The sequence below is a fragment of the Amycolatopsis dendrobii genome (assembly GCF_014145675.1).
GTDB lineage: Bacteria > Actinomycetota > Actinomycetes > Mycobacteriales > Pseudonocardiaceae > Amycolatopsis > Amycolatopsis dendrobii.
In genome coordinates, this window is record NZ_JACGZW010000001.1 from 221,771 (window position 1) to 245,842 (window position 24,072).

The window sequence follows — 24,072 nt, forward strand, 5'->3', positions numbered from 1 at the left end:
CCGTTGAGCGAGTCCGAACGCAACCTGGTCGCCGCATTGCGTACGTCGCTGAAGGAGAATCATCGGCTCAAAGACGAAAACCGGCGGCTGCTCGGCGCCGCCGCGGGCGGGGAACCGGTCGCGATCGTCGGCGCGGGATGCCGGCTGCCGGGCGGGATCGAGACGCCGGAGCAGCTGTGGCGGCTCCTCGCCGAGGGCGGCGACGCGATCGGCGGGTTCCCGGAAGACCGCGGCTGGGACGTCGAGCGGCTCTACGACCCCGAAGGCGTCCGGCCGGGCTCGATTTCCGTGCGGGAAGGCGGGTTTCTGGCCGGGGCGGGGGAATTCGACGCCGGGCTGTTCGGGATCAGCCCGCGCGACGCGCTCCTGATGGACCCGCAGCTCCGCCTCCTGCTGGAAACCGGCTGGGAATCGCTGGAGCGCGCCGGGATCCCGCCGCGGTCGCTGGGCGGCAGCCGGACCGGCGTGTTCACCGGCGTGATGTACCACGATTATCCGGGCAGCTTCGCCGCGTCGGGAATGGTGTCCGGCCGGGTGGCCTACACCTTCGGATTGCAGGGGCCGGCGATCACTGTGGACACCGCGTGCTCGTCGTCGCTGGTCACGGTGCATCTGGCAGCACAGGCGCTGCGCGCGGGGGAGTGCGAACTCGCGCTCGCGGGCGGAGCGACGGTGATGTCCACGCCGCGCACGTTCGTCGAGTTCAGCAAGGACGGCACGTTGTCCCGCGGCGCGCGGTGCCGGAGTTTCGCCGAATCCGCCGACGGAACGGCGTGGTCCGAGGGCTGCGTAACGCTGGTGCTGCAACGGCTTTCCGACGCGCGCCGGTCCGGCCGGCCGATCCTGGCGGTGCTGCGGGGCAGTGCGGTCAACTCCGACGGGGCGTCGAACGGCATCACCGCGCCGAACGGTCCGGCGCAGCGTCGCGTGATCCGGCAGGCATTGGCGTCGGCCCGGTTGTCCGCGGCGCAGGTCGACGTCGTGGAGGCGCACGGGACGGCGACGCCGCTCGGCGATCCCATTGAGGCGCAAGCGATTCTGGCCACTTATGGCGCGGACCGCGGCGACGGGGAACCGTTGCGGCTCGGGTCGTTGAAGTCCAACCTCGGGCACACGCAGGCCGCGTCCGGCGTCGCTGGGCTGTTGAAGCTGGGGCTCGCGTTGCGGCACGAACTGCTGCCGAGGACTTTGCACGTCGACGCGCCCAGCAGCCGGATCGAGTGGTCGGCCGGCGAGGTCGAGCTGCTGACCGAGGCGACGCCGTGGCCGCGCGGGTCCCGCCCGCGGCGGGGTGCGGTCTCGAGTTTCGGGTTGAGCGGGACGAACGCGCACGTCGTCGTGGAGGAAGCCCCGCCTGCCGCGGAAAGTGCGGCGGACGATCGGGCAGCGGTGCCGGTGGTGCTCAGCGGGCACGATCCGGTGGCGTTGCGCGCGCAGGCGGAACGGCTGGCCGAGCGGCTGCGCGCGGAACCCGGCCTCCGGCTGGCCGATGTGGGCCGGACGCTCGCGACCGGGCGCACGCATCTGGAGCATCGCACGGTGGTCGTCGCGCGCGACCGGGACGAGCTGCTGACCGCGCTGGACGATCCGCCCGCGCGGATGGCGCGCGGCGAAGGGCCGTTGGCGTTCCTGTTCTCCGGCGGGGGTTCGCAGCGGACGGGCATGGGCGAGGAACTGGCCGCCGCGCACCCGGTGTTCGCGGCCGCGTATGCCGCTGCTTGCGCGGAACTCGACCGGCACCTCGACCGTCCGCTGCGGGAGGCGATCGGCGGTGCGCTCGAGGAGTTCCGGTACAGCCAGGCCGCGTTGTTCGCGATCGAGGTCGCGTTGTTCCGGCTGGCCGAATCGTGGCAGCTGCTGCCGGATGTCCTTTGCGGACACTCCGGGGGCGAGCTGGCCGTCGCGCATTGCGCGGGGGTGCTGTCCCTCGCGGACGCGGCGGAGCTGGTCGTCGCACGGGCCACCCTGATGCAGGCTCGGCCGCGCGGTGCGATGGCGGCGATCGAGGCGGATCCGGAGGAGTTCGCCGGGGAAGAGGTCGACGTCGCGGTGGTCAACGGGCCGCGCGCGGTCGTCGTCGCCGGGGAGGAAGCGGCGGTGCTGGCCGTCGTCGCCCGGTTCTCCGCCGAGGGGCGGCGCACGAAGCGGCTGGCGCTGTCGGTCGGTTCGCATTCGCGGCTGATGGACCCGGTGCTGGAGCCGTTCCGCGCGATCGCGGCGCGCGTCGCTTATGCCGAGCCCGCGGTGCCGATCGTCTCGACGGTGACCGGCGAGCCGGTCGAGTCCTTCGACGCCGACTACTGGGTGCGCAACATCCGCCGCACAGTCCGGTTCGGTGACGCGATCCGCACGTTGGAGAGCCAAGGCGTCACCCGGTTTTTCGAACTCGGCGCGGATCGGCCGTTGACCGCGCTGCTGCCGGACGCGCCGCTGGCCGTAGCCGCGCTGCGCCGAGACGTGCCCGAGGACGTCGCGATCGCCGAGGCGATCGGGGAATTGCACGCCGACGGGGTCGCCCTGGACTGGGCGGCGGTGTTCGCACCTCGCGCAGCGGAGCTGATCGACCTGCCGACCTACCCCTTCCAGCGGGAACGCTACTGGCTGTCGGCTTCGGACGAAGCGGGAGACCTGTCCGCGACCGGGCTCGAAGCCGCCGGGCATCCGTTGCTCGGCGCCGCGGTACCGCTCGCCGACGGCGACGGATTCCTGCTCCACGGCCGGATTTCGACTGCCGCGCAGCCGTGGCTCGCCGGACACGTCGTCGGCGGCTCGGTGGTGTTCCCCGGCACCGGGTTCCTGGAACTCGCTCTGCGCGCCGGTGAAGAGGCCGGTGGCGCCCGGGTGCGCGAGCTGACCGTGCACGCGCCGTTGGTGCTGGACGCCGACGGGGTGCGGGTTCAGGTTCGCGTCGGTAACGCTGACGAAGCCGGGGTGCGTCCGGTGAGCGTCCACGCGCAGAGCGGCGACGCGCCCTGGGTGCGCCACGCCGACGGTGCGCTGGCCCCGGCTGGCCCAGTACCGGACCCGGTGCTGACCTGGCCGCCGTCCGGGGCCGAGGAGATCGATCTCGACGGGATGTACGAGCTTCTCGCTGAGCGCGGCGTCGAGTACGGGCCGTTGTTCCAGGGCCTGAAGACCGCTTGGCGACGCGGGGACGAGGTGTTCGCCGAGGTCTCCCTGCCGGAGTCCGCGGTGCTGGACGCCGCGGCGTTCGGCCTGCATCCCGGGCTCGCGGATGCGGCGCTGCACGCGATCGGTCTCGGTCCGTCGACCGGGGCGGAGACGCTCCTGCCGTACTCGTGGTCCGAGGCGGATCTGTGGTCGGCCGGCAGCTCGGAGCTTCGGGTGCAGGTGAAACCGCTGGCCGAGAACACTGTCTCGCTGTCGTTGGCGGACTGCTCGGGCAATCCGGTGGCCGCGATCGGCGCGCTGGCGTTGCGCCCGGTCACCGGCATACGGCGTACTCCCCGTTCGGGGGCGTTGCTCCGTCCGGAGTGGACTGAGTGCGTGCTCCCGGACGGGGGAGCGGAGGACGCCCGCACCTTGGTCGTTTCGCCTGGTGCGGACGCTGCCGCGGCACAGCGTGAACTTCACCGGATTCTCTCCGAGCTGCGCGCGGCGCTCGCGGACGAGCGCCGGATCGTGGTCGTCACTCGCCACGCGGCCGGACTGCCTGGCGAACCGGTCGACCTGGCCGGTGCGGCAGTCGCCGGTCTGGTCCGTTCCGCGCAGACCGAACACCCGGGCCGGATCGTGCACCTGGACACGGACGAGCCGCCGTCCGACGACTTGATCGCTGCCGCGCGCGAGCCGGCCATGGTCGTTCGCGGCGGTCGAACGCTGGCACCGCGCCTGGTCGCCGTCGAAACCACCGACAGCGCGGAATGGGGACCGGGCCCGGTGCTGATCACCGGCGGGACCGGGCAACTCGGCCGATTGGCGGCCGAACACTTAGTCCGCCACCACGGCGTACGGGAGCTGGTGCTGGCGAGCCGGACCGGCCGGGGCGGGGACGACCTCACCGCCGGACTGGCCGCACTCGGCGCGCGCGCCGAGGTGGCGGTGTGCGATCTCTCCGACCGGTCCGCCGTCGCCGCGCTGCTGACCGCGCACCCGGTCACCGCGATCGTGCACGCAGCGGGCGTTTTGGCCGACGGGATGCTCACGTCGCTGACCTCAGACCAAGTCGACGCGGCGTTCGAGGCCAAGGCCACCGCCGCGTGGCACCTGCACGAGCTCGCCGGGGACGTGCACAAGTTCGTCCTGTTCTCGTCCGCCGCCGGGATCCTCGGCGCGCCGGGCCAGGCCAACTACGCGGCGGCGAACGCGTTCCTCGACGCGCTCGCCCGGCATCGCCACCACCTTGGGCTGCCCGCACAGTCGCTGGCCTGGGGACTGTGGAACTCCGACGAACGCACTGGCGGCCTCACCGCCGAAGCAGGCTTGGCCCTGTTCGACGCCGCCATCGCCGACCCAGCCCCTGTATTGGCTCCGCTGCGGCTCGACACGTGGCGTGGCGACGACGTCCCGTCGCTGCTGCGCGGCCACGTGCGGACGCCCCGGCGCACAGCGGGTTCCGCCGCCGCTCGGCTACTCCGTACTCCACCAGCCGAGCGGCGGGAACGGTTGGCGGAACTGGTCGGCGCACAGGTAGCGGCAGTGCTTGGCCACGGCGAGACCGTCGAGCCCGGCCGCGCGCTGCCCGGCCTCGGGTTCGACTCGCTCACCGCGGTCCAGGTGCGCAACCGGCTCTCCGAGCTGACCGGCCTGACGCTCGGCGCGACGTTGGTGTTCGACCATCCCACCGTCGCGGACCTGGCCGGATTCCTGAACGAGTCCTTTTCGGACACTGCCGGGGAAACGCCGGCTCCGAAGCAGGCGGACCCGGTCGCCGGGCTCTTCGCCGAGGCAGTGGCGGCGGGCCGGGTACCGGAAGGCGTCGCCCTGCTCGGAGCTGCGGCGAACCTGCGTCCGTCCTTCCGGCATCCGGCCACCGGAGCCCGGCCGGTACGGCTGGCCGACGGACCGCGGCGTCCCGCGCTGCTGTGCGTGCCTTCACCGGCCGCGATGACCGGCGCTGTCCAATATGGACGGCTGGCCGCGCCGTTCCGCGGCGACCGGCGGTTCTCGGTGCTGTCCTTGCCCGGTTTCGCCGCGGACGAGCCGCTTCCGGCCGACTTGGCCACGCTCGTCGCAGCGCTCGCCGGCCAGGCCCGCGAGGCAGCGGACGGCGAACCGTTCGCGTTGCTCGGGTACTCGTCCGGCGGGCTGCTGGCCGAAGCCGTGGCAGCGGAACTCGCGCGGACCGGTCGTGCTCCGGAGGGGCTGTGCCTGCTGGACACGTACGAAATCGGCGGCCCGGCCGAGAACGCGGTCCACGCGATGGCCGGGGAAGTGCTGACCCGCCAGGACGATGGCGGGTTCGACCGCGCGCAGCTGACTGCCATGGGCCGCTACCTCGGCCTTCTCGCCGGCGCGGGGCCGCCGGACACCACCGTCCCGACTGTGCTGCTGCGCTCCGCCCGCAGCTTCGGGGACGTCGCCGGGACAGCGTGGCAGACGACGTGGTCGCGGGCCGACCGCGTGGAAACCGTGCCGGGGAACCATTTCAGCATCGTCGCCGAGGACGCGGAGAGCACCGCCTCGGCCGTCGGGGCGTGGCTGGGATCCGTGGCAGAACCGATCGGGGAAACCGTTGCCGGACTTGGGAGTTCGTCGTGACCAGTGAAGTGTGCCCGTACCCGTTCGAACCGTCGGCGCTGGCCGTCGACCCGCGGTACGCCGAGATGCGCGAGCAGCAGGGGATGAGCCGGGTGCGGCTGCCGTTCGGCGGCGAGGCGTGGCTGGCGACGCGGTACGAGGACGTGCGGGCCGTGCTGGTGGACCGGAGGCTGATGCGCAGCCTGACCGTCGGCAAGGACGCGCCGCGCGGGACCGAGGCGATCGAGAGCGAAAGCTCGATCATCACCATGGACCCGCCGATGCACTCCCGGCTGCGCAGGCTCGTCGCGGCCGCGTTCACGCCGAAGCGGGTGGAAACGCTGCGCCCGCGGATCCAGGAGATCGCCGACGGCCTGATCGACCGGATGATCGAGCAGGGCCCGCCCGCGGACCTGGTGTCGTCGTTCTCCATCCCGCTGCCGATCACCGCGCTGTGCGAGCTGCTCGGCGTCCCGCAGGAGGACCGCGACAAGGTCCACACGTGGACCGACACCATGCTGATGCTCAGCGGCGAAGGCTCGGACCACGCCGAGATCATGACCGCGCAGCGCGAACTGTGGGGCTACATCGCCGGGCTGGTCGCCGAACGCCGGGAAACCCCCACCGACGACCTGATCGGCGCGCTCGTGCGGGCCAGGGACGACGAGGGCAGGCTGACCGAGGGCGAGCTGATCGACCTGTCCGGCGGAATCCTGGCGGTCGGCCACGAGACGACCGCGAACCACATCTCCAACTTGCTCTACACCCTGCTGGCCAACCCGGACCAGCTGGCCCGCCTGCGTTCCGACCCCGGCCTGCTGCCGTCGGCGGTCGAGGAGTTGCTGCGGTTCGTCCCGCTGGGCGCGAGCGCGGGTTTCGCGCACATCGCCAGCGAGGACGTCGAGATCGGCGGCCAGCTGATCCGCGAGGGCGAGGCGGTGTTCGCCGACCTGGAAGGCGCGAACCGCGACGCGACGGTCTTCGACTGCCCGGAGGAGCTGAACCTGGCGCGGACGCGCAACCACCACGTCGGCTTCGGGCACGGACCGCATCACTGCCTGGGCGCGCAGATGGCGCGGCTGGAACTGCAGGTCGCGCTGGGGACGCTGCTGGCCCGGTTCCCGGACCTGGAGCTCGCGGCCGAGGTGCCGTGGCTGACCGCGCGACGGCAGCGGGGGCCGGAGCGGCTGGAGCTGGCCTGGAAAACGGCGTTGCCCGCGCGGTGACCGGGGGTTCGCCGGGAACTCTCCCGGCGAACCCGCTCGCGCCGGACGCGGCCGATCATGCGGCAGCGAGAGCTCCGGGCACCCGCGGACCGGCAAGCCAGCTGAGAAGTATCAAAGCCGCGGGGACGAGCACGAGCCACACCGTGAACCACGCGAGTGCGGTTCGCTCCGGAACCCAGCTGGAAAAGCAGGCGCTCAGCAGCCGGGTCTGTCGTGCGCGCACCAAGATCGCGGCGTCCCGAAAGCCGGCTCATGCCCGCAAAGCTATCCGGCAAAGAGAATTAATCGCAGCGGTCGGGAGACGGATGGTGCGCAGGCGTCACGCGTCACCACCCGCTGCGGTAGAAACTCCGCGACACGTAACTGCTGGCCTCCGCCGCCCGCACCGCGCACAGTTCCTCCTTCACCGTCCGCGCCTGCTTCACCAGCGGATCGTCCCCGGGTGCGAGCGCCAGCAAATCGATGACATGCAACGCCTCCTGCACCCGCCCGTCCGTGCGCAGCCGCTCGGCATGGTCGAGCACTGCCTGCTTGTCCGTGATCGCCTCCGCCCGGGCAGCGGCCGCGACGTCCGGGCGGGACGGGTGCAGGCTCGTCGGATTTCCGTCCCACCAGCCGGTTTCCGAGCGGACGATGTCGCGAACGATGTACTCGCGGTGCCCGTAGTGCTCGCGCATCCACGGCACGTCGAACAACTCGGCCGGGTACCGGAGATCGTGCACGATGTCGTCCACTCGCCGCCCCCGGTTGAGCTGGTCCACGACCGCGCCGCGCAGCCACCGGAGCGCGGCCGCGGTCATGGTGAGCTGGCGGACCGGGTCCTCGCGCACCATCGGCCCGAACTCCGGCACCAGGACGGCCGGGTTCAGCGCCGCGAGCCGGTCCAGGGTGTCGGCCCAGCGGACGGTGTCGCGCATGGTGCGCATGGGGGTACCGATGTTGGGGATGCCGTTGATCACCGCCGCGCTGCCGTACAGAACCCGCTGGGACGGCAGCCACACCGCGGTCACGTCGTCGGTTTCGGAGGGCGCCCAGAGGAGCCGGACGTCCGGGGCCAGCGTCATCGCTTCCCGGTAGGTCTGGTCGGGGAAGGTGATCGGCGGGGGAGCTGTCAGGTCGGCCATCGGACGGCGGAACTGCCGGGTGTTGATGTGGTTCTGCAACCCGGCCGTCTCGAGGTACCGCTGGTAGCGGCGGACGACGTTTTCGTGCGCCACGACGGTCGGGCGGCGTTCTCCGTGTGCGGCGGCGTGCTCGAAGAACCCGGGCACGCCGTAGTTGTAGCCGAGATGCCCGTGGCTGTAGACGATCCACCGCACCGGTTCGCCCAGTTGGTCCAGCACCGGCGCGACGAGGTCCGGCGAGGGGCCGGTGTCGACCACGACGAGCCCTGACGCGGTGTCCACCGCCAGGCTGTTGCCCTGCAGTCCGATCGAGCGGACGCCCGGTGCGACCTCGGTGATCTGTCCGCTGCCGTAGAGCGGGTTTTCGGTGTCCTGGAAAGGCATCAGCGGACCACCTCGGTGCGCAGCCCGAGCCGCCGCGCGGTGCGGTCGGGGTTGACGAAGAACACGGCCAGCAGCCCGCCCGCAATGGACAGCAGGCCGCTGATGGTGAAGGCGAGCGTGAAGCCGCTGGACGGCGACGATGCGGCTTGGATCAGCCGTCCGGTCAGGTACGGAGCGAGCAGTCCGGCGGTGGTGACCAGGCCGACGGTGATCGACAGCACCGCCCCGCGCTGCCGGGTCGGGCTGATCTCGGCGTTCATCGTGACGCCGAGCGCGAACACGACCCCGCCCAGGCTGAACGCGACGGTCAGCAGCGCGATCTGGAACCAGCCCCCGGTGTGCGGGAACAGCAGCATCGCGAGACCCGAGATCAGCACCGCGATCCCGCCGAGCACGCCGCGGGCCACCCGGCTCGACACGCCGCGGCGCATCAGCCGGTCGCTCAGCGCGCCCTGGGCGAGGTTGAACACGACCGACGCGATCCACGGCAGCGCGACCAGCGTCCCGGTGGTCACCGTGCTGTAGTGCAAGGCCGTTTCGAGGTAATGCGGCACCCACGCGACCAGCACCGCCAGCGCCCAGTACGCGGCGAATCCGGCCAGGAACCCGCCGAGCCAGGTGCCGTTCAGCAGGATCTTCCGGTAGGGCACGCGCGGTTCGTCCGCCTCGGACTTGACCGCGGCCGCGTGCACCGAAGCGGTCCCGGCGACCTTGCCCTCCCGTCCGAAGACCGCCCACAGCAACGACCACACCAGGCCGACGACGAGCAGCGCGAAGAACGCCCAGCGCCAGCCGTAGCCGACGATCAGCGCGGTCAGCAGCGGCGACGCCAGCGCCACGCCGATGCCGGAACCGGCGTTGAGCAACGCGCTGGGCAGGCCGCGTTTCTCGTTGGGGAACCACTTGTACGCCGCGTGCATGGCCAGCGGGTTCGCCGGGCCCTCGGCCGCGCCGAGGACGATCCGGCTGACCAGCACCGCGCCGAACCCGACGGTGCCGAGCATCGGGGCCTGGGTCAGTGCCCAGACGACGCCCAGCACCAGCAGGATCCACTTCGCCGGCACGCGGTTCGACACGAAGCCGACCACGATCGCGGAGATGCTGAACAGGAAGTAGAACCCGCTGCTGATCAGGCCGTACGCCTCGGGCGACAGGCCGAGATCGTGCATCAGCGGTTTCGCGGCGAGGCCGAGCACGGCCTTGTCCGCGAAGTTGATCAGCATGAACACCAGCAGCAGCCCGGTGACGACCCAGCCGCGGGCGCTGGTGCCGCGGGTGCGCCCGGGGGAGGCGGTTTCGGCGGGGAGGGCGGGAGCGTTCATCGTGGGGTCCCCATTTCAACGTCGCTGTCGGACGGGGTGGCGGGTCAGAAGGCCCAGCGGGTGCGGCCCGCGGTGCGGGTGCGCAACTGCTCGGCGCGGTCGGTTCCGTCGAGCGCGGCTTGGGATTCGGCGGCGGCCCAGGCGTAAACGCCCTTGGCCATCGTCGAGGTCGCGGCTTTTTCCAGTGCGGTGAACACTTCCGCGCGGGCGGTGTGCGCGGTCTCGTCGTCCGGGGCCGCGTCCGCGGCGAGCTGGGCGAAGTGCCCGGCGAGCCGGTGTTCGCCCGCGGCGAGCAGTTCCCGCGCCCGCGCGGCCAGCCGGTCGGAGCCGCCGGACAGGTCGGCCAGTTCGCGGGACAGTTCGGCGCGGCGCGCGGGTTTGAGGTTGGCCGGATTGCCGTCGTACCAGCCGCCGTAGAGCCGCCAGACGTTGCGGACGACGAATTCCGGCTCGTCGTAGGACGGCTTGAGATACGGCTTGGCCAGGAGTTCGGCGGGCGCGGTGACGCCGTGCACCACCTCGTCGAGCGTGGCTCCCGCGTTCATCGCGTCCACGGTCTGGTCGTGCAGGGTTTCGAGGAACTCGGCGGTGTCGGACAGCGCGGTCCGGATCCGGTCGGCTCCGGCGATCGGCACGCCGTGCCCGGGCAGCAGCAGTTCCGCGCCCAGCCCGGCCATCCAGCGCAGCGCCCGCGCCCACTCGGCGGCATACCGCTGGACCTTCTGCGGGTTGCCCGGGTTGGGGGAGGACCAGATGAAGAAGTCGCCGCAGCACAGGATCTTCCGGCCGGGCAGCCACGCGATCGTCGCGTCGTCCGTCTCGCCGCGAGCGTGCTTCAGCCGGACGTCGAGGTCGCCGATCCGCAGCGTCGTGGTGTCGCGATACGTGACGTCGGGGTGCCGGTACCGGTCGGGCCAGCGGAATCCGGGCGACTGGAACTGCCGCTGGTTGATCACCGTGTTGTAGCCGCGGGTGCGCTCGTACCGTTCGAAGCGCGGCGGCGTGTTTTCGTGCGCCAGCACGGACGGGCGACGCCAGCCGCGCTCCTCGGCTTCGAGATCGAACGGGCCGACGCCGAAGACGTGGTCGATGTGGCCGTGCGAGTAGACGGCGGTGTGCAGCGGAGCGTCGGTGCGGGCGCGGGTCGCGCCGAAAAGGTCTTTGGCGGTGCGGCGTTCGCCGGTGTCGAAGCAGAACAGGCCGTCGGCGGTGGGGAAAAGGAAGACGTTGCCGAACGCCGGCCACATCCAGACGCCCTCGGCCAGTTCGTGCAGACCGTCCTTGCGCAGCGTGCCGGTGTGGTAGACGCGGGTGTCGGCCTCGCCTCGCCAGACCTTGTCGGCGTAGTCGAGCAGGTCAGTCACGGGATGCCTCCTGAACGTTTTCGGTGAACAGCGCGTCGACGGCGACCAGGTCCTCGCCGGTGACGCAGAGCGGGTTGAGGTCGGCTTCGGCGAATTCCGGATGGTCGCCGAGGATGCGGACGAGCCCGTCGATCGCGGCGGCGACGGCGGGGACTGGAGCGGCGAGGACGTCGCCGGCCCAGGCGGCCAGTTCGGCTCGCTGCTCCGGGGTCGCCGGGAGCAGCAGCGCGCGGCGGGGTGCGGCGGGGTCCTCGGCACGGTCGCCGCCCGCGCCGAGGACGATCGCGGTGCCGTACAACGGATCCCGCGTCGCGCCGAGGGCGAGTTCGGCGGTGTGCGGCAGCAGCGGTTGCACGACGAGGGTCCGGTCCGGGTCGGCGGAGACCTGGTCGAGCCGCGCTTGGAGCGTGTCCAGCACCGCGGGCAGTTCCGCCGCCGTGACGCCGACGCGGACGAGCCCGGCCCGGGCCCGGTGCGGCACGTCGGCGGCGTCGCCCTTGACCACATACGGCTCTGGCCAGCCGTTGTGCGCGACGGCGGCGGCGAGATCGATTCCGGCGACGGTGTCCACGTGCGGGATGCCGGCGTCTTCCAGCAGCGGAACGGCCCGCAGTTCAGTCCGCACTGGACGGTCAGCCGCCGTGGCGTGGTTCGCGGGCTCGGGGACCCGGTCCGGGACCAGTACTCGAAGCCGTCGCACGAGAGCACCGATGCTGGGCAGCACGGTGTCCGGGCGACCGGCGTTCGCCAGCTCGCCGGGCGGCGCGCAGGCCCAGATGAACCACGTCGGCGTCCGCGTCGCGGCGGCAGCGGCGGCGAGCCGGTGGTAAGCCTCGCGGAACCGGTCGCCGAACGTCAGATAGAGCACGACGCCGTCCAGTTCCGGGTCTTCGTCGAGCGCGCCGAGCAGATCGCCGACCCGGTCGAGCCAGCGGTCGATGTTGCCGCCGAGGTCGACGGGGTTCTCGTCGGCCGCCTCGACCCCGCCGGCCTCCGCGAGTTTCGCGCGCGTCGCGCCGGACAGCGGCGGAATACGCACACCGAGCGCGGTCAAGTTGTCGGCGAGGATGCCGCCCGCGCCGCCGGACATCGTGAGGACGGCGAGCCGCGGTGCGGGAGGAAGCGTCGTGCCTTTGCGGGCGCAGAGCACCGCGTCCACCAGTTGATCGTCGTCGGTGACCAGGCGGATGCCTTCCTGACGGCACAGCGAGGCCAGCAGGAAATGATCGCCGGCGACGGCCGCGGTGTGCGACAGCGCGGCCTGCCGGCCGGCGGCACTGCTGCCCACCGCGAGCGCGACCACGGTCTTGCCCGCAGCCCGCGCCTGCCGGCCGAGCGCGCGGAGACCGTCAGCGTCGCGCACGCCTTCGAGGTAGAGCACGAGCACCTCGACGTCGGGCTGATCGAGCAGGTCGCTGCCGATCTCGTGGCCGGACAGGCAGGCTTCGTTCCCGACGCTCGCGTAGTAGGAGTAGCCGATCCCGGCCTGTTCGAGCAGGTCAGCGAGCACGAAGCCGATCGCGCCGCTCTGCGTGACGATCGCGATCGGACCCGGCGGCACGCGCTCGCGGTCGAGGAAAACGGTCGTCGACAGCTGCACGCCGGCCGGATGGCTCACCACGCCCAGGCAGTTCGGGCCGAGCACCGGCAGGTCTCCGGCGGCCTCGCGCAGTTCGTCCTCCAGCGCGGTGTTGCCGCCCTCGGCGAAGCCCGACGCGAAGACGACGACCGCTCCGGAACCGAGTTCGCGCGCCTCCCTGACCAGCGCGGGGACCGTTTCCGCCGGGGTCGCGAGGACGACGAGGTCGGGGCCGTAGCCGATCTCGGCGAGCGACCCGACCGTGCGGACGCCGGCCAGGTCGAGCGGGCCGCGGGAGACCGCGAAGACCTGGCCGCCGAAGCCGCCGCGCAGCAGCCGGTCCAGCGCGATCCGTCCCCAGGACAGCGCGGTGGTCGCGGAAACGCCGACCACGGCGACCGATTTCGGGCGGAACAGCGGCTCGCAGCGCATCGGTGCGGGACCTCCTGTGATCGCGGTCATGGACACAACCCCAACTGTCGCCGCTGGCCTGCCCAGCTGGTAGCGCACATTGCCCAGGTTTTCGGCTACCGTGCTGTGACATGTCACAGCTGTCGTGGCGCAGCTTCGAGCACCGGCTGCCGAAGGCCGTCGAACGGACGATCCGCCGCTACGTGGCGACCTCGCCGCATTACCGCGGCGAGGTGCCCGCGCACCTGCACCTGCACATGGCGCACACCATCCGCGAGTTCGGCCGGCTGTTCGCGCGTGCGGCGCGGGAGGGGAGCGAACCGCGCGAGGACGAGCTGGAGCTGTTCCGCCAGCGCGGCCGGGAACGAGGCGCGGAGGGGCTGCCGGTCAGCGAGTTCGTGCACGCGTACCTGCTGGCGGCCGAGGAAGTGTGGGCAGAGGTCCAGGACCTGTCCGGCGGGTCGCCGCCGAGCGACACGGCCGCGGTGCTGCTGAGGTGCCTGCACCGGGTGACGAACGCGGCGGTGCAGGCGCACCAGAAGGAATTCCAGACCGCGGACCACGAACAACGCGAGGCCGCGCGGGCGTTGGTGCGGCGGCTGGCCGCGGGGGAGCCGGTCCCGGAGCCGGCCGACGTCCGCCTCGCCCCGGCGTACGGCGTGCTGGCGCTGCGGTTCGCCGCGGACCCGGCGGATTCCGTCGGCGACTCGGTAGGCCGCCATCTGGCCGGGCAGCGGAAGGCGCGGTCGCTCTTGCAGCACCTGCGGCGCGAACTGTCCGGAGACGTCTTGGCGGCCTTGGACCCGGACGGCGGTCTGCTGCTGCTTCCGTCCGCTTCGGACGGTGCGGAGCCGGCACTGGCCGAGGCCCGGCTGGCGGTGCCGCGGGCGCACCAGACGACGGGCGTGGAGATCACCGGCGGGTTCGCCCACGCGGCCGAGCTGCCGGAAATCCCGGCGGCGGTAGCGGAAGCGGAGCGGCTGCTGCGGCTGAATTCGGTCCCCGACACCGTCGCGGTGCTCACCGACCACCTCTTCGAATACCAGCTGAACCACGACAGCGCGGCCACTCCCCGGCTGCGCGCGCTGGCGGCGCGGCTGAGCGGCGAGCCTGATCTGACGACGACGCTCCGGACGTACTTCGAGACCGACTTCAACCGTCGCGAGACCGCGCGGAAGCTGCACGTCCATCCGAACACAGTGGACAATCGCCTCTCCCGGATCGCCAACCTGACCGGCGCGGATCCGCGTACTGCCAAAGGACTTTTGCTGCTCGGCGCTTCGCTCGGGCTGGCGGGGTGATCAACCGGCGAGGGAAGCGCTGCCGCGGGGGCCGGTCACCGTGACGCGGACGGTGCGTGCCGACGGCAGTGGGCCGACGGTGACCTGCCAGGTTCGCGGCGTTCCGACGTCGAGGGTCTGCAAGGCTTTCCGGACCAGGCGCGGGATCTCGTCGACGGGCAGGGTGCGGAGGTCGAAGCGCGGGACCTGGACGCCGGACGGAGCGAAGACGACCGACAGCCGGTGTTCCTGGACGACCGCGGTGAGCGTCTGCGAGACGTCCGTGCTCCGGGCCAGCCCGTCAATGGCGCGGCGCAGTTCGCCCTCGTCCAGCAATGAGTGCTCGGGACCGACGTCGACTGTCGCGGAACCCGAAGTGGTCACGGCGGACGACACGGGCGGCTGCGCCGGGGCGCTGGGTTCCGGTGCGAACAGTTCGACCCGGAAAAGCCCGAGTACGGCGCCCGCGCCGAGCAGCAGGCCGAGGAGCGTGAAGGCACCGGCGGCGCAGCCCTCCGGCGGCGGATGGACCGAAGCGGACTCGGCCGCGGGTTCGATGACCGCGTTCGCCGCCCGCCGTTGCCATTCCGGCGGCGGGCTGGACACGATCCGGACCTTCCATGGCCGCGCCGGCCGGTAGCTCACCACCAGGACGTCGCCGGTGCGGAAGTTCGGGAGGTCCACCAGGTTGACGGTGTGGACCGCCTCCACGCGATGGGACGGCGCACCGTCCGGAGCGACCGTGAGGGTGAGGTTGAGCGGAAGATCGCCCGTTTCGGTGCCTCCGGCGCGCAGGCTTTCGATCCGCGCGAGCGCCATTGCCGGCGGGACCGCCTTCTCGCGGGCGCGGCGCGGCAGGCCGCCGAGGCAGACGAGAATGCCGTAGCCGAGCGGAATTCCCAGCCCGGTCACGAACAACGGGACGCTTTCGAGGACGATCCCGACGACGAGCGAGCACAGTGTCGCGCCGATCGCCGATCCGGTGAGGAAACCGGCCGCGATGGTGCGGATGGCTGCCATGGCAGGAGTCCCTTCTCGGGCGGTCAGCGGGAAACCGGTTCCACCAGAACGGCTTTCGGATCCTGCGGGTCGTAGCGGACCCGCACTGCCGTGCCCTCGGAAGGGGCTTGGAAGAGCGACGTGACCATCGAGGTCACGGCCTCGCGCTCGCCGGTCTCGGTGGAAAACCGCACGTGGACGGTGAACCGCGGATTCCCCATGATCCAGACGTTGGTGAAGTCCACGCGGGTGAGCACGCCCGTCACCTGGCGGCCGCAGCGCCGCAGCGCCTGCTCGCGGTCGTCCGCCTCGGCCGCGCGGAGGAAAGACCGCAGCAGCACCACGATCAGGACCAGCGCGATGACCCCGGACACCGCGGGAACCAGAAACGGCTCGTAGTAGACGATCCAGTCCACATCGGACCACGGCTCGGCCTTGCCGTCGAGGAACGGCAGCCGTTCGCCCACCGATTCCGGCGGCGTCCACGACGGCGCCGCCACGCCGCTGCCCAGCGTCACCCCGAGCGCCGCCGCCAGCGAACTGGCCCGGAAGCTGATGCCCATGCGGCGCAACGACATCCCGCCGCCCCACAGCATCGCGAAACCGAGCGACGCGGCGGCCGTGACAGCCAGGCTGAAGAACACCACGAGCGAACCCGCCGCTCCCGCGTCGGCCCCCCACGCGCTGACGCGGTTCAGCGACATCAGCCGGAAGCCGTCCAGCAGCCCGAGCGCGCCGGACCACCCGGCGACCGCCCAGGCGAGCGTCGCCGGAATCCCGAGAAGCCACAGCCGCCGGTTCGACGCCCGGGTCTGTTCAGGGGCGTCCGACAGGCCGAACGCGAAGGAACCGAACACGGCGGGCGCCTACGCGATCGGGCCGAAGACGGCGACCTTCGCCGGGTCGGCGGGGTCGAGACGGGCTTCGTGCCGGGTGCCGGGCGCGTACTGCTGGATCGTCGCCTGCGGCGTGATCAGCGGCGTGACCGCCCGGTACATCATGCCGTCGGCACGGGTGACGTCGAGGGTCGCGGTGTACTGGGCCTGCCCGGCGACCGTCCGGCCGGTGGGCTCCAGCGCGCGGATCACCAGGGCGGCCTTCTCGCCGGTGTCGTACAGCCGGCGCAGTTCGGTGCCGTAGGCCTGCAGTTCCTGCTGCTGGCGCAGCTGCTCCGGCATCGGCAGCGCCAGGAACGCGGCCATCTCGGGGTCGGCCGCGACGTTGCGGTAAGCCTGCGCGGCCAGGTGCGGCGTGGGCAGCTGCGGGGTGATGTCGTGTCCCTGCGCGGAGGCCGCCTGCCGGAACTGCTCGGCGTGCTGCTGGAAATCCTGCGCGCCGCGGGCCATGCCCTGCTGCGTCGCCTCGGTGATCTTGTCGCGGATCTTCTTGAACATCGGGTGCCTTTCGCTGTGCCGGTGTGCTGGACACAGCTTCGGGCGGGCGGGCTGCTACCGAACCCAAGTTTTGCCGTCGTCGGTGGCATCGAGGCAGGTCAGAGCCGCCCAGAAGACCGGCGAGCGGGCTGGTTCGGGACGTTCGCGCCAGCGCGCGAGCCGGGTCCGCTGCCACGCGCACAACCCGGCGACCGGGTCGGCTCCGGCGAGCGCGGTGTCGACGGCGATGATCAGCTCGGCCATCGGATCCGCGCCGGGGGCCGCGGCCGACGTCGGCAGCGCCCAGACCGTCGCGGCGACCAGCCCGGCCCCGGACGCGACGGCGGCGAGCAGCACGCCGAACGGTTCCGGCAGGCCGAAGTCGCTCGCGCTGGCGCAGCCGATCAGCGCGACCCGCGCGGGCATGTCCACTTCGGACAGAGCGAGGTCGGCCGCGGTGAACGGCCGGTGCGCCCCGATCGGCGCGGCGGTGCCCGGCAGGTCGGCCGAGCACGACAAATGCAGTGCGGTCTGCGCGCCGTGGACGTCCTGGATGCGGCTGACGTGTCCCGCGAACACCAGCCGCGAACACGGTTCGGCCAGCAGTCCGGCGAGCCGCCGCCGGTCGGTGTCAGTGCGGCGGACCAGGTCGAGGCCGCGCGCGGCGGCGGGCCGGACAGGGCCCGCGGCGAGCTGTGCGTCGAGGTGGCGGATCAACGGGGACGCCCCGTTTTGCCTGCCGAGCACCGATCCCAGTGCGCCGAAGGCGCTCTGGCCGGGGATCCGCGGGTCGAGCAGGTACACCGGCGGCCCGGCGGGGGCCGGTTCGCGGCGCGGGATTCCGGCGGGGGCGAGCAGCGAGACGTCGGCGAGGTCGAGGACCCGGGTGTCGCTTTCGAAGCAGGTGTCGACCTCGTCGGCGTCGAGCACGTGGTCCGGGCGACGGTCGGGAAGGGCGAGCAGGCCCCACGGGACCGCGGCGAGCGCCGGGGACGGCTGGATTCGCAGCAGCGGACGGGTGGCTCGCCGGAGTCGCGCGACGAGGTCGGCGGGCAGGAGGTTGAGCGCGAGGACGCGGGCGAGGCGTTGCTCCGCGGCGAAACTGCCGAAAGCGTCGAGCGAACGACGGACCGCGTCGCCGACCGGCTCGCCCTCCCGCGGTGTCGGCGAAGCTTCGGCGAGCAAGCCGCGTGCGGTCTCGACGAGAGCGGCGTCGATCGGATGCGTGTGGACGGTGTCGAGGTCGCTTGTGGTGCGCCAGCTGAGGTAGGTGTGCCCGGCGTCGGCGTAGCGCAGGATGAAGGTTTCGCGACCAGCGTCGGCGGCCGGCCAGGTCTCGACCGTCCCCGGTGCTGATCGGCATCCGTAGCGTTCGGCGGCCAGCCGGGACCATCCGTCGAGCTCCATCGGCGAGGACGGCGACCAGCGCAGCCCAGGCGGAGGGGCGAGCCGGAGCGGGAGCGACGAGGTGACCGAACCCAAGGCGGCCAAGGGAAGCTGACGGTCGTCGACCGGCGGTGCCAGCGCGGGGAGCGCGCCGGTCAGGTTGAGGGAACGGTCCTCCGGGTACGCCCCGGCCGCGCACGCGCGCTCGATCAGCTCCGCCGTCAGGCGCGTTTCGCCGAGCTGGGTCAGCAGAACCATCAGCAGTTCCGTCGCCGGCCCCGCGACGCTGTTCGCCCACGCGGTGCGCGCCTGGGCCGACGCGAACGCGAACCGGTACTCCTGCGCGGCGAGGGCCACCGGCAACAGCAGGTCCAGCACCGCTCGCGGGTTTTCGCCGCGGTGGTAGCCGATCGTGGCCGAAAGGTAGTCGGCTCGCAGGCACTCCAGCCATTCGCCCGATTCGCGGGCCGCCGCCCGGAGGCGGGCGACGTGCTCTTCCGCGGAGATCCAGTCGCCCTCGGCCGCAGCGCACCGAGCCAACGCCGATGCGAGCCGACGCGCGCCCGGGGTGTCGCCGTTCGCGGCCCAGAGCTTTCCCGCGTGCTCGAACTGGTCTCGCGCCTGCGCGGCATCGCCCGCGAGCAGGAGGAGGGCGCCCAGTGCGTAGCTCGCCTCGGCGACGTCGCCGGTCACCCCAGCAGCCGCGAGTTCGTCTCTGGCTTTGACGATCTCCGCCATCGCGCCGGGGAGATCCCCGTCGAGCGCGCGGGTTTCGGCCAGGCCGATGGCGAATTTCGCCGCCGCCGGACCTTCGTGCCGGGCGTTGAGCCGCAGAAGATCCGCCGTCGCGTCCGCTTCCTCGCCGCCTGCCTGGCGGATGCGGGCGCGTTCGGCCCGCGCCATCGCTTGCAGCGACGCCGCTTGGCCGCGGACCTCGTCGACGTCCGAGATGCGTTCCAGGCCGGTCAGGATCTCGTCGATCGCGTCCCGCGCACCGGCCGGATCCCCGGCGGCCACCTGCACACGCACTTCGAGGACGCGCAGCTCCAGTTCGTCGGCGCCGTGCGGATCGAGCTGTTCGCGCGGGAACTGGCCGGGTTCGGCGGCCTTCCGGAACGCCGCGCGACGCCGCTGGTCCGCGAGCAACTGGCGTGCCCGGGCAAGGTCGCCCTCCTCGGTGGACAGCGAGATGAGCACGCGTTCCGCCACCTCGCGGGAACCTTCGATCATCCGCAGCTCGGCGTACTGTCCGAAGTGGACGACAGCGGCGGCGCTGACCGCGAAAACGCCGAGGACGGCTTCCGCGCACTGGCGCGCGTTGCGAAGATCACCCGCCGAGTAGCAGACGGCGGCCAGATCGCTGACCGCGGCGACTTCGAGGCTGACGCGGTCGAGCTGCTGGGCGAGCTGCCGCATCCGCGCGTACGCCTGCTGCGCACCGGCGACATCCCGCGTCGCGGCGAGCTGCTTGGCTTCGGTCTGGACGGCGAAGGCTTCGGTGAGCAGCGCGTCGTACTCGGCTTGACTCAGCGCGCAGGCAGGCAGTTCCTGGTAAGCCATCGGGTCGAGGCCGAAATGCCGTGCGACGCAACGGCAGTTGTAGCCGTGTGACACCGCGTCGGCCAGCTCCGCGGGAAGCGGCCGGTCCGGCGACGCGAGCGGAGGCGGAAACCCCGCGAGCACGTCAGAACTCCTCGTCGGCGACGGCTCGTTCCGCCAGCGTCCGCGACTCCGGCGGCAGCGATTCGCGGGCCCGGACCAGGGAGATCACCTCGGCGCGGTCCTCGGGTGCGGTGCCTTGGACGTCCGGGCCCACCGCTCCGACGACGAGTCCGATCCGGGCGGAGGACGTCGCCGCGAGACGGGCCCCGGCTTCGTCGAGGTCGGTCGTTCCGGCGAATCCCGCGCTGCCCAGGTGCAGGGCGACTTCGGCGAACGGCTCGCCGTCGTGGGTCGCTACGGCACTGAGGGAAGCGTCGTCGAGCGCGCCCGAGACTTCGACCGCAAGCCGCGCGGCGGTCCTGGTCGCGACGATCCGCCAGGTCACCGTGCCCTCCGCGGCGTCCAGAACGCCGGGCGGCACCCGCGCCCAGTCGACACTGGCGCGTCCCTCGGCCAGCACGCCTCCGCCGGACGCGGCGGGCGCAGCGCCCGCCGCCAAGGCGTACGCACGTTGACCAGGGCCCACCCGAGCCGCGAGTCCGGCTGCGGCTTCGGACCGCTCGAGGTCGTCTTGGCGGTCGAACCAGGCCGAAAGCTGCTCGCACAGAAGACGGACTTCCTCGGTCCCCGGCCCCGCGGCAGCGAACAGACCCGCGCTGGTGGCCTGGTCGAACAGTTCCGCCGGGCTCGCCTCGAACCCGTCGAGCAGGCCCTCGGCGAGGTCTTCGACTGCCGCGGTCGCGACGGCCGCTTCGAAGTCGAGCAGCGCCGAATCGAGCGACGGGATCCCGAGCGCTGGGCTGGCGGGCCACCAGCGGCGTGCCCACAGCAGCAGCGCGAGCCGGGCCAATTCCGGCCGGGCCGGGACGTCGACACGTCCGTCCCGGAGCGCGGTCAAACTGGCTTCGGCGCCGACGAGCCTGGTCAGCCACGGTTCGGCCGCGCCGGCGTCAGTGAGTTCGATCCGCATCGGCGGGAGCGCGGCGCCGAGCAGATCGGCGAGCGCGAAGCGGATGAGGCCGCCGTCCGCGGCGAGGACCGGAGTGCGCATCGGATGGGTCACGAGGCGGCCTCCAATCGCGGCAGGTTGGCGACGAGCGCGCGGCGCACCTTCGTCCGCAGGTCCAGCGAGGTCGATCGGACGACCCCGGTGAGGAGGTCCCGGAAGTCGTCCGGGACCTCTCCGCTGGCGTCGAAACCGTGCAGCCGCGCCCACAGCCGGGCGAGGAATCGTTTCGCGAATTCGCGCAGTTCTCGCAGGATCTCGACGTCCGGCCGCGCGGTGAGGGGCGTCGAACCGGCCAGCGCTCGGCGGGCGTACAAGACGTATCCCTCCCGCGCGACCTGCGCGTTGAGCCGCTGGGCGAAGTCCGGGAGATCGGCGGGAGCCGGGCCGTCGAGCGGCCGAAGCGCGGGCGCGAGGACGACGCCGAGCACGAAACACGTTGCCAGCACGGGCACTTCGAGCCCGAATCCGGCGGCCGCGCGGCGGAGTTCCTCGTCGACCAGGTCGGATACGGGGCTTTGCTCGGCCGCCGAGAGGCGGCGCAGAGTCGCGCGGACCCGTCGTTCGATGCTGCGTTCGAGCAGCTCGCTGCCAGCTTCGTCGCGCTGGCTCAACGGGGGTACGGCGGTGCGTTCGCCGCGTTGGAGGCCGAGATCGGGCGTGGGCAGGCCGGAAATCTCGCGGACGGCCCGAGCGAGCGCCGCGGTGCCGCCGGGCTGCCGCAAGGCGAGGCCGAACACGTGCCCGGCGGGGGAGTCGGCGAGCTGCTGCCAAGCCTCGTCGGTGAAGCCGTGGGCGACCGCGTCGAGCAGCGTGACGAACTGTGCCGGAGACGCGTTCGGCGCGGCAGCCCAGCGACTGCGCAACTCGGCGGTCAAGGCAGTGGCGCGCTGGGGATCAGCCAGGTATCGGCCCAGCTGATCGACCCCGGCCGCACCGTCCTCGCCGTGCCACTCGCGCAGCGCCGTCGCGGCCTGCTCGGGCGCGGAGGCGTCCGGCAAGCCGAAGCCGGTCGCGAGTTCGTAGGCGAGGGGAAAGCACACGTCCTGCACGTTTCCCGCGGTGATGCGCAGGGCTCGCCGCTGCCGCTTCAGGTGGACGAACCAGGCCGCTGCGGCGCGCAACCGCGTCGCGTCGGCGAGCAGCAACGCGGTCACTTCCGCCGCGTCCGCCGGATCCAGCAGCGGACGGCCCAGCCGGGGCCGCGCGGCGGTGCGGATCACGAGCGGATCGATGATCTTCTTGACCGTGCGGGTCAGCGGCCCGCCGTCGCCCGCCGAAAGCACCTCGACGTCCGGAATACGCTGCCAGGCGCGCGCGAGAACAGCCGAGCGCAACTGGGACTGCCCTTGGCCTGCCGTCATCACGCTCCCTCGCTCCTCGCCGCAGTTTATCCTGTCGCGCGACCCCGCGTGCGAGAGGCATATTCCGGCGCCGACGGAAATCGGTTGCCCTCCGCCGCGGCGGATGCGGAACTCGTAATCAGCGGAAAGTCATAACCCGGGCAGGCTCAATAAGGTTGCCCGGAATGTTGTATTGAGGGGCCCGCGCAATCTGCAGTAGGCTCGCCGAAACGATCTTTTTCCGCGCTGCGGAAAGTTTTATTCCGCCGCGGTTTCCGGGGAGAGGGGAAGATGTCCGATGGCTGGTTCTGTCCTGCCGCCGGGAGTGAGCAGACGGCGGTTTCTTTCGGCGGTCGGCACCGCCGGCGGTGCGGGTGCGATGTTCGCGACAATGGGTGCGCTCGGCCTCGCGCCGACGGCTCACGCGAGCCCGCGCTACGAGCCGCCGCGCCGCTCGGACTTCGCGCTGACCGGGCGCGGAGCGGCGAAAGTGGTGGTGCTCGGCGGGGGCATAGCCGGGCTTGCCGCCGCGTACGAACTGACGAAAGGGGGATACGACTGCACTGTGCTGGAGGCGGCCGACCGGCCGGGCGGACGGAACTTCACCGCGCGCGGCGGTACCGTGCAGACCGATCTGCGCGGGGATACGCAAACCGCGGCGTTCAGCGAAGGGATCTATCTGAACGCCGGTCCGGCGCGGATCGCGCAATGGATGGTGACGCTCGATTACTGTCGCGAACTCGGCGTGCCGGTCGAGGTGTTCACGAATACCAACGCGAGCGCTTTCGTCTACAACGAAGCGGCCGGAATGCGGCAGCCGGAACGAATCCGGACCACGAAGGCCGACGTGTACGGATATGTCAGCGAACTGCTCGCCAAAGCGACCGATCGCGGAGCGCTGGACAGTGAACTCACCGCGACGGACAAGGAACGCCTGCTGGATTTCCTGCGCGACTGGGGCGCGATCGGGAACAAGGCGTCCGGCTGGCGCTACGCCGGCACCTCGCGGCGCGGCTACTCCACCGATCCGGGAGCGGGCGACCAGGCGGGCGTGCCGCTGGGCCCGGTGCCCTCGCTGGCCCGGACCTTCGCCGAGGGCGCCGGCCGCTACCTCTCCTTCGATTTCGCCTACGAGCAGGCCATGCTGATGTTCCAGCCGGTCGGCGGCATGGACCGGATCCCGCTGGCGCTGGCCCGCGCGCTGGGCCCGCGGCGCCTCCGGCTGCGCACGGCGGTCACCGGGATCACGAACACGGCGGACAAGGTCGGCGTCGCCTTCCTCGAGCCGAACGGCACCCAAGGCCACCTCGTCGCCGACTTCTGCGTCGCCGCGCTCCCTCCGCGGGTGCTGGCCCGGATCCCGCACAACCTCGGGCCGGAGATCCAGGCCGCGCTGGGGAAATGGCAGATCGGCACGGCCGCGAAGATCGGCTTGGAGTACCGCAGCCGCTGGTGGGAGACCGACTGCCGGATCTACGGCGGGATCACCCACACCGACCTGGACATCGAGCGCATCTGGTACCCGTCGCACGGTTTCCACGGACCGCGCGGCCTGCTCGTGAACTACTGCTACGGCAACCACGCCCGCCAATACGGAGACCTCGCCCCGGACGCCCGCGCGCAGCGAGCGGTGGAGCAAGGCGTCAAGATCCACGGCGGGAAGCACCGCACCGAACTGGCGAGCGCGTTCTCGGTCGCCTGGCATCTCATGCCGCACATCGAAAGCGCGTGGGCGACGCCGCCGCTCGGCACCCCGGCCTACCAGTTGCTCGGGAAACCGGCCGGACGCGTGTACTTCGCCGGCGACTGGCTCACCCATCTCACGGCTTGGCAGGCCGGCGCGTTCGAGTCCGCGCGGCTCGCGGTCCGGCAGCTGCACGAGCGCGTCCTGTCCCCGTGAGCTCCCGGCGGGG

General features: G+C 72.1%; 13 protein-coding genes and 1 pseudogene. 4 read left to right on the forward strand and 10 right to left on the reverse strand.

Features of this window, described 5'->3' with window-relative positions:
* Nucleotides 1–12 precede the first annotated feature (12 nt).
* A pseudogene (locus H4281_RS01050) lies at nucleotides 13–5,721 on the forward strand (SDR family NAD(P)-dependent oxidoreductase); the annotation flags it as partial.
* Nucleotides 5,718–6,926 carry a cytochrome P450 gene (locus H4281_RS01055; RefSeq protein WP_182888952.1) on the forward strand — a complete coding sequence of 403 codons (1,209 nt, stop codon included), beginning with the start codon at nucleotides 5,718–5,720 and terminating at the stop codon, nucleotides 6,924–6,926. The pseudogene H4281_RS01050 and the gene H4281_RS01055, both read left to right, overlap by 4 nt.
* Nucleotides 6,927–7,252: 326 nt before the next feature.
* Here the strand turns inward: H4281_RS01055 and H4281_RS01060 are convergent, their stop codons facing one another.
* The 4 genes from H4281_RS01060 to H4281_RS01075 are packed head-to-tail and all read right to left on the reverse strand — an operon-like array spanning nucleotide 7,253 to nucleotide 13,161.
* Entirely contained in the window at nucleotides 7,253–8,434 is a 1,182-nt protein-coding gene (locus H4281_RS01060; RefSeq protein ID WP_182888953.1) for an alkyl sulfatase dimerization domain-containing protein, read from the reverse strand.
* Complete coding sequence (locus H4281_RS01065; RefSeq protein ID WP_182888954.1) at nucleotides 8,434–9,756, reverse strand: MFS transporter; 1,323 nt, start codon at nucleotides 9,754–9,756, stop codon at nucleotides 8,434–8,436. The genes H4281_RS01060 and H4281_RS01065 overlap by 1 nt, the downstream gene beginning before the upstream one ends.
* A 44-nt stretch (nucleotides 9,757–9,800) precedes the next feature.
* Entirely contained in the window at nucleotides 9,801–11,120 is a 1,320-nt protein-coding gene (locus tag H4281_RS01070; RefSeq protein ID WP_182888955.1) for an alkyl sulfatase dimerization domain-containing protein, read from the reverse strand.
* Entirely contained in the window at nucleotides 11,113–13,161 is a 2,049-nt protein-coding gene (locus H4281_RS01075; protein WP_246411240.1) for an acetate--CoA ligase family protein, read from the reverse strand. The genes H4281_RS01070 and H4281_RS01075 overlap by 8 nt, the downstream gene beginning before the upstream one ends.
* 80 nt (nucleotides 13,162–13,241) lie before the next feature.
* Between H4281_RS01075 and H4281_RS01080 the strand changes: the two genes are divergently transcribed.
* On the forward strand, nucleotides 13,242–14,411 hold the full coding sequence (locus H4281_RS01080) for a PucR family transcriptional regulator (RefSeq protein WP_182888957.1): 1,170 nt from the start codon (nucleotides 13,242–13,244) through the stop codon (nucleotides 14,409–14,411).
* On the opposite strand, the gene H4281_RS01085 is transcribed toward H4281_RS01080, so the two are convergent.
* Genes H4281_RS01085 through H4281_RS01110 form a run of 6 tightly spaced genes read right to left on the reverse strand, consistent with a single transcriptional unit; the run spans nucleotide 14,412 to nucleotide 22,180 of the window.
* Complete coding sequence (locus H4281_RS01085; protein ID WP_182888958.1) at nucleotides 14,412–15,410, reverse strand: hypothetical protein; 999 nt, start codon at nucleotides 15,408–15,410, stop codon at nucleotides 14,412–14,414.
* Nucleotides 15,411–15,433: 23 nt separating this feature from the next.
* On the reverse strand, nucleotides 15,434–16,246 hold the full coding sequence (locus H4281_RS01090) for a DUF3592 domain-containing protein (RefSeq protein ID WP_182888959.1): 813 nt from the start codon (nucleotides 16,244–16,246) through the stop codon (nucleotides 15,434–15,436).
* 9 nt (nucleotides 16,247–16,255) lie between these two features.
* Nucleotides 16,256–16,783 carry a hypothetical protein gene (locus tag H4281_RS01095; RefSeq protein ID WP_182888960.1) on the reverse strand — a complete coding sequence of 176 codons (528 nt, stop codon included), beginning with the start codon at nucleotides 16,781–16,783 and terminating at the stop codon, nucleotides 16,256–16,258.
* Nucleotides 16,784–16,837: 54 nt separating this feature from the next.
* Nucleotides 16,838–19,831, reverse strand: a complete 2,994-nt coding sequence (locus H4281_RS01100; protein ID WP_182888961.1) for a hypothetical protein — start codon at nucleotides 19,829–19,831, stop codon at nucleotides 16,838–16,840.
* A 1-nt stretch (nucleotide 19,832) separates the two neighbouring features.
* The gene (locus H4281_RS01105; RefSeq protein WP_182888962.1) at nucleotides 19,833–20,873 is read right to left on the reverse strand and encodes a hypothetical protein; all 1,041 of its coding nucleotides are present in this window, start codon (nucleotides 20,871–20,873) and stop codon (nucleotides 19,833–19,835) included.
* Nucleotides 20,870–22,180, reverse strand: a complete 1,311-nt coding sequence (locus H4281_RS01110; protein ID WP_182888963.1) for a hypothetical protein — start codon at nucleotides 22,178–22,180, stop codon at nucleotides 20,870–20,872. Before H4281_RS01110 ends, H4281_RS01105 begins: the two co-directional genes overlap by 4 nt.
* A gap of 277 nt (nucleotides 22,181–22,457) precedes the next feature.
* Here H4281_RS01110 and H4281_RS01115 point away from each other — a divergent pair, with 277 nt between their 5' ends.
* Nucleotides 22,458–24,059, forward strand: a complete 1,602-nt coding sequence (locus H4281_RS01115) for a flavin monoamine oxidase family protein (protein WP_182888964.1) — start codon at nucleotides 22,458–22,460, stop codon at nucleotides 24,057–24,059.
* Nucleotides 24,060–24,072: the final 13 nt, after the last annotated feature.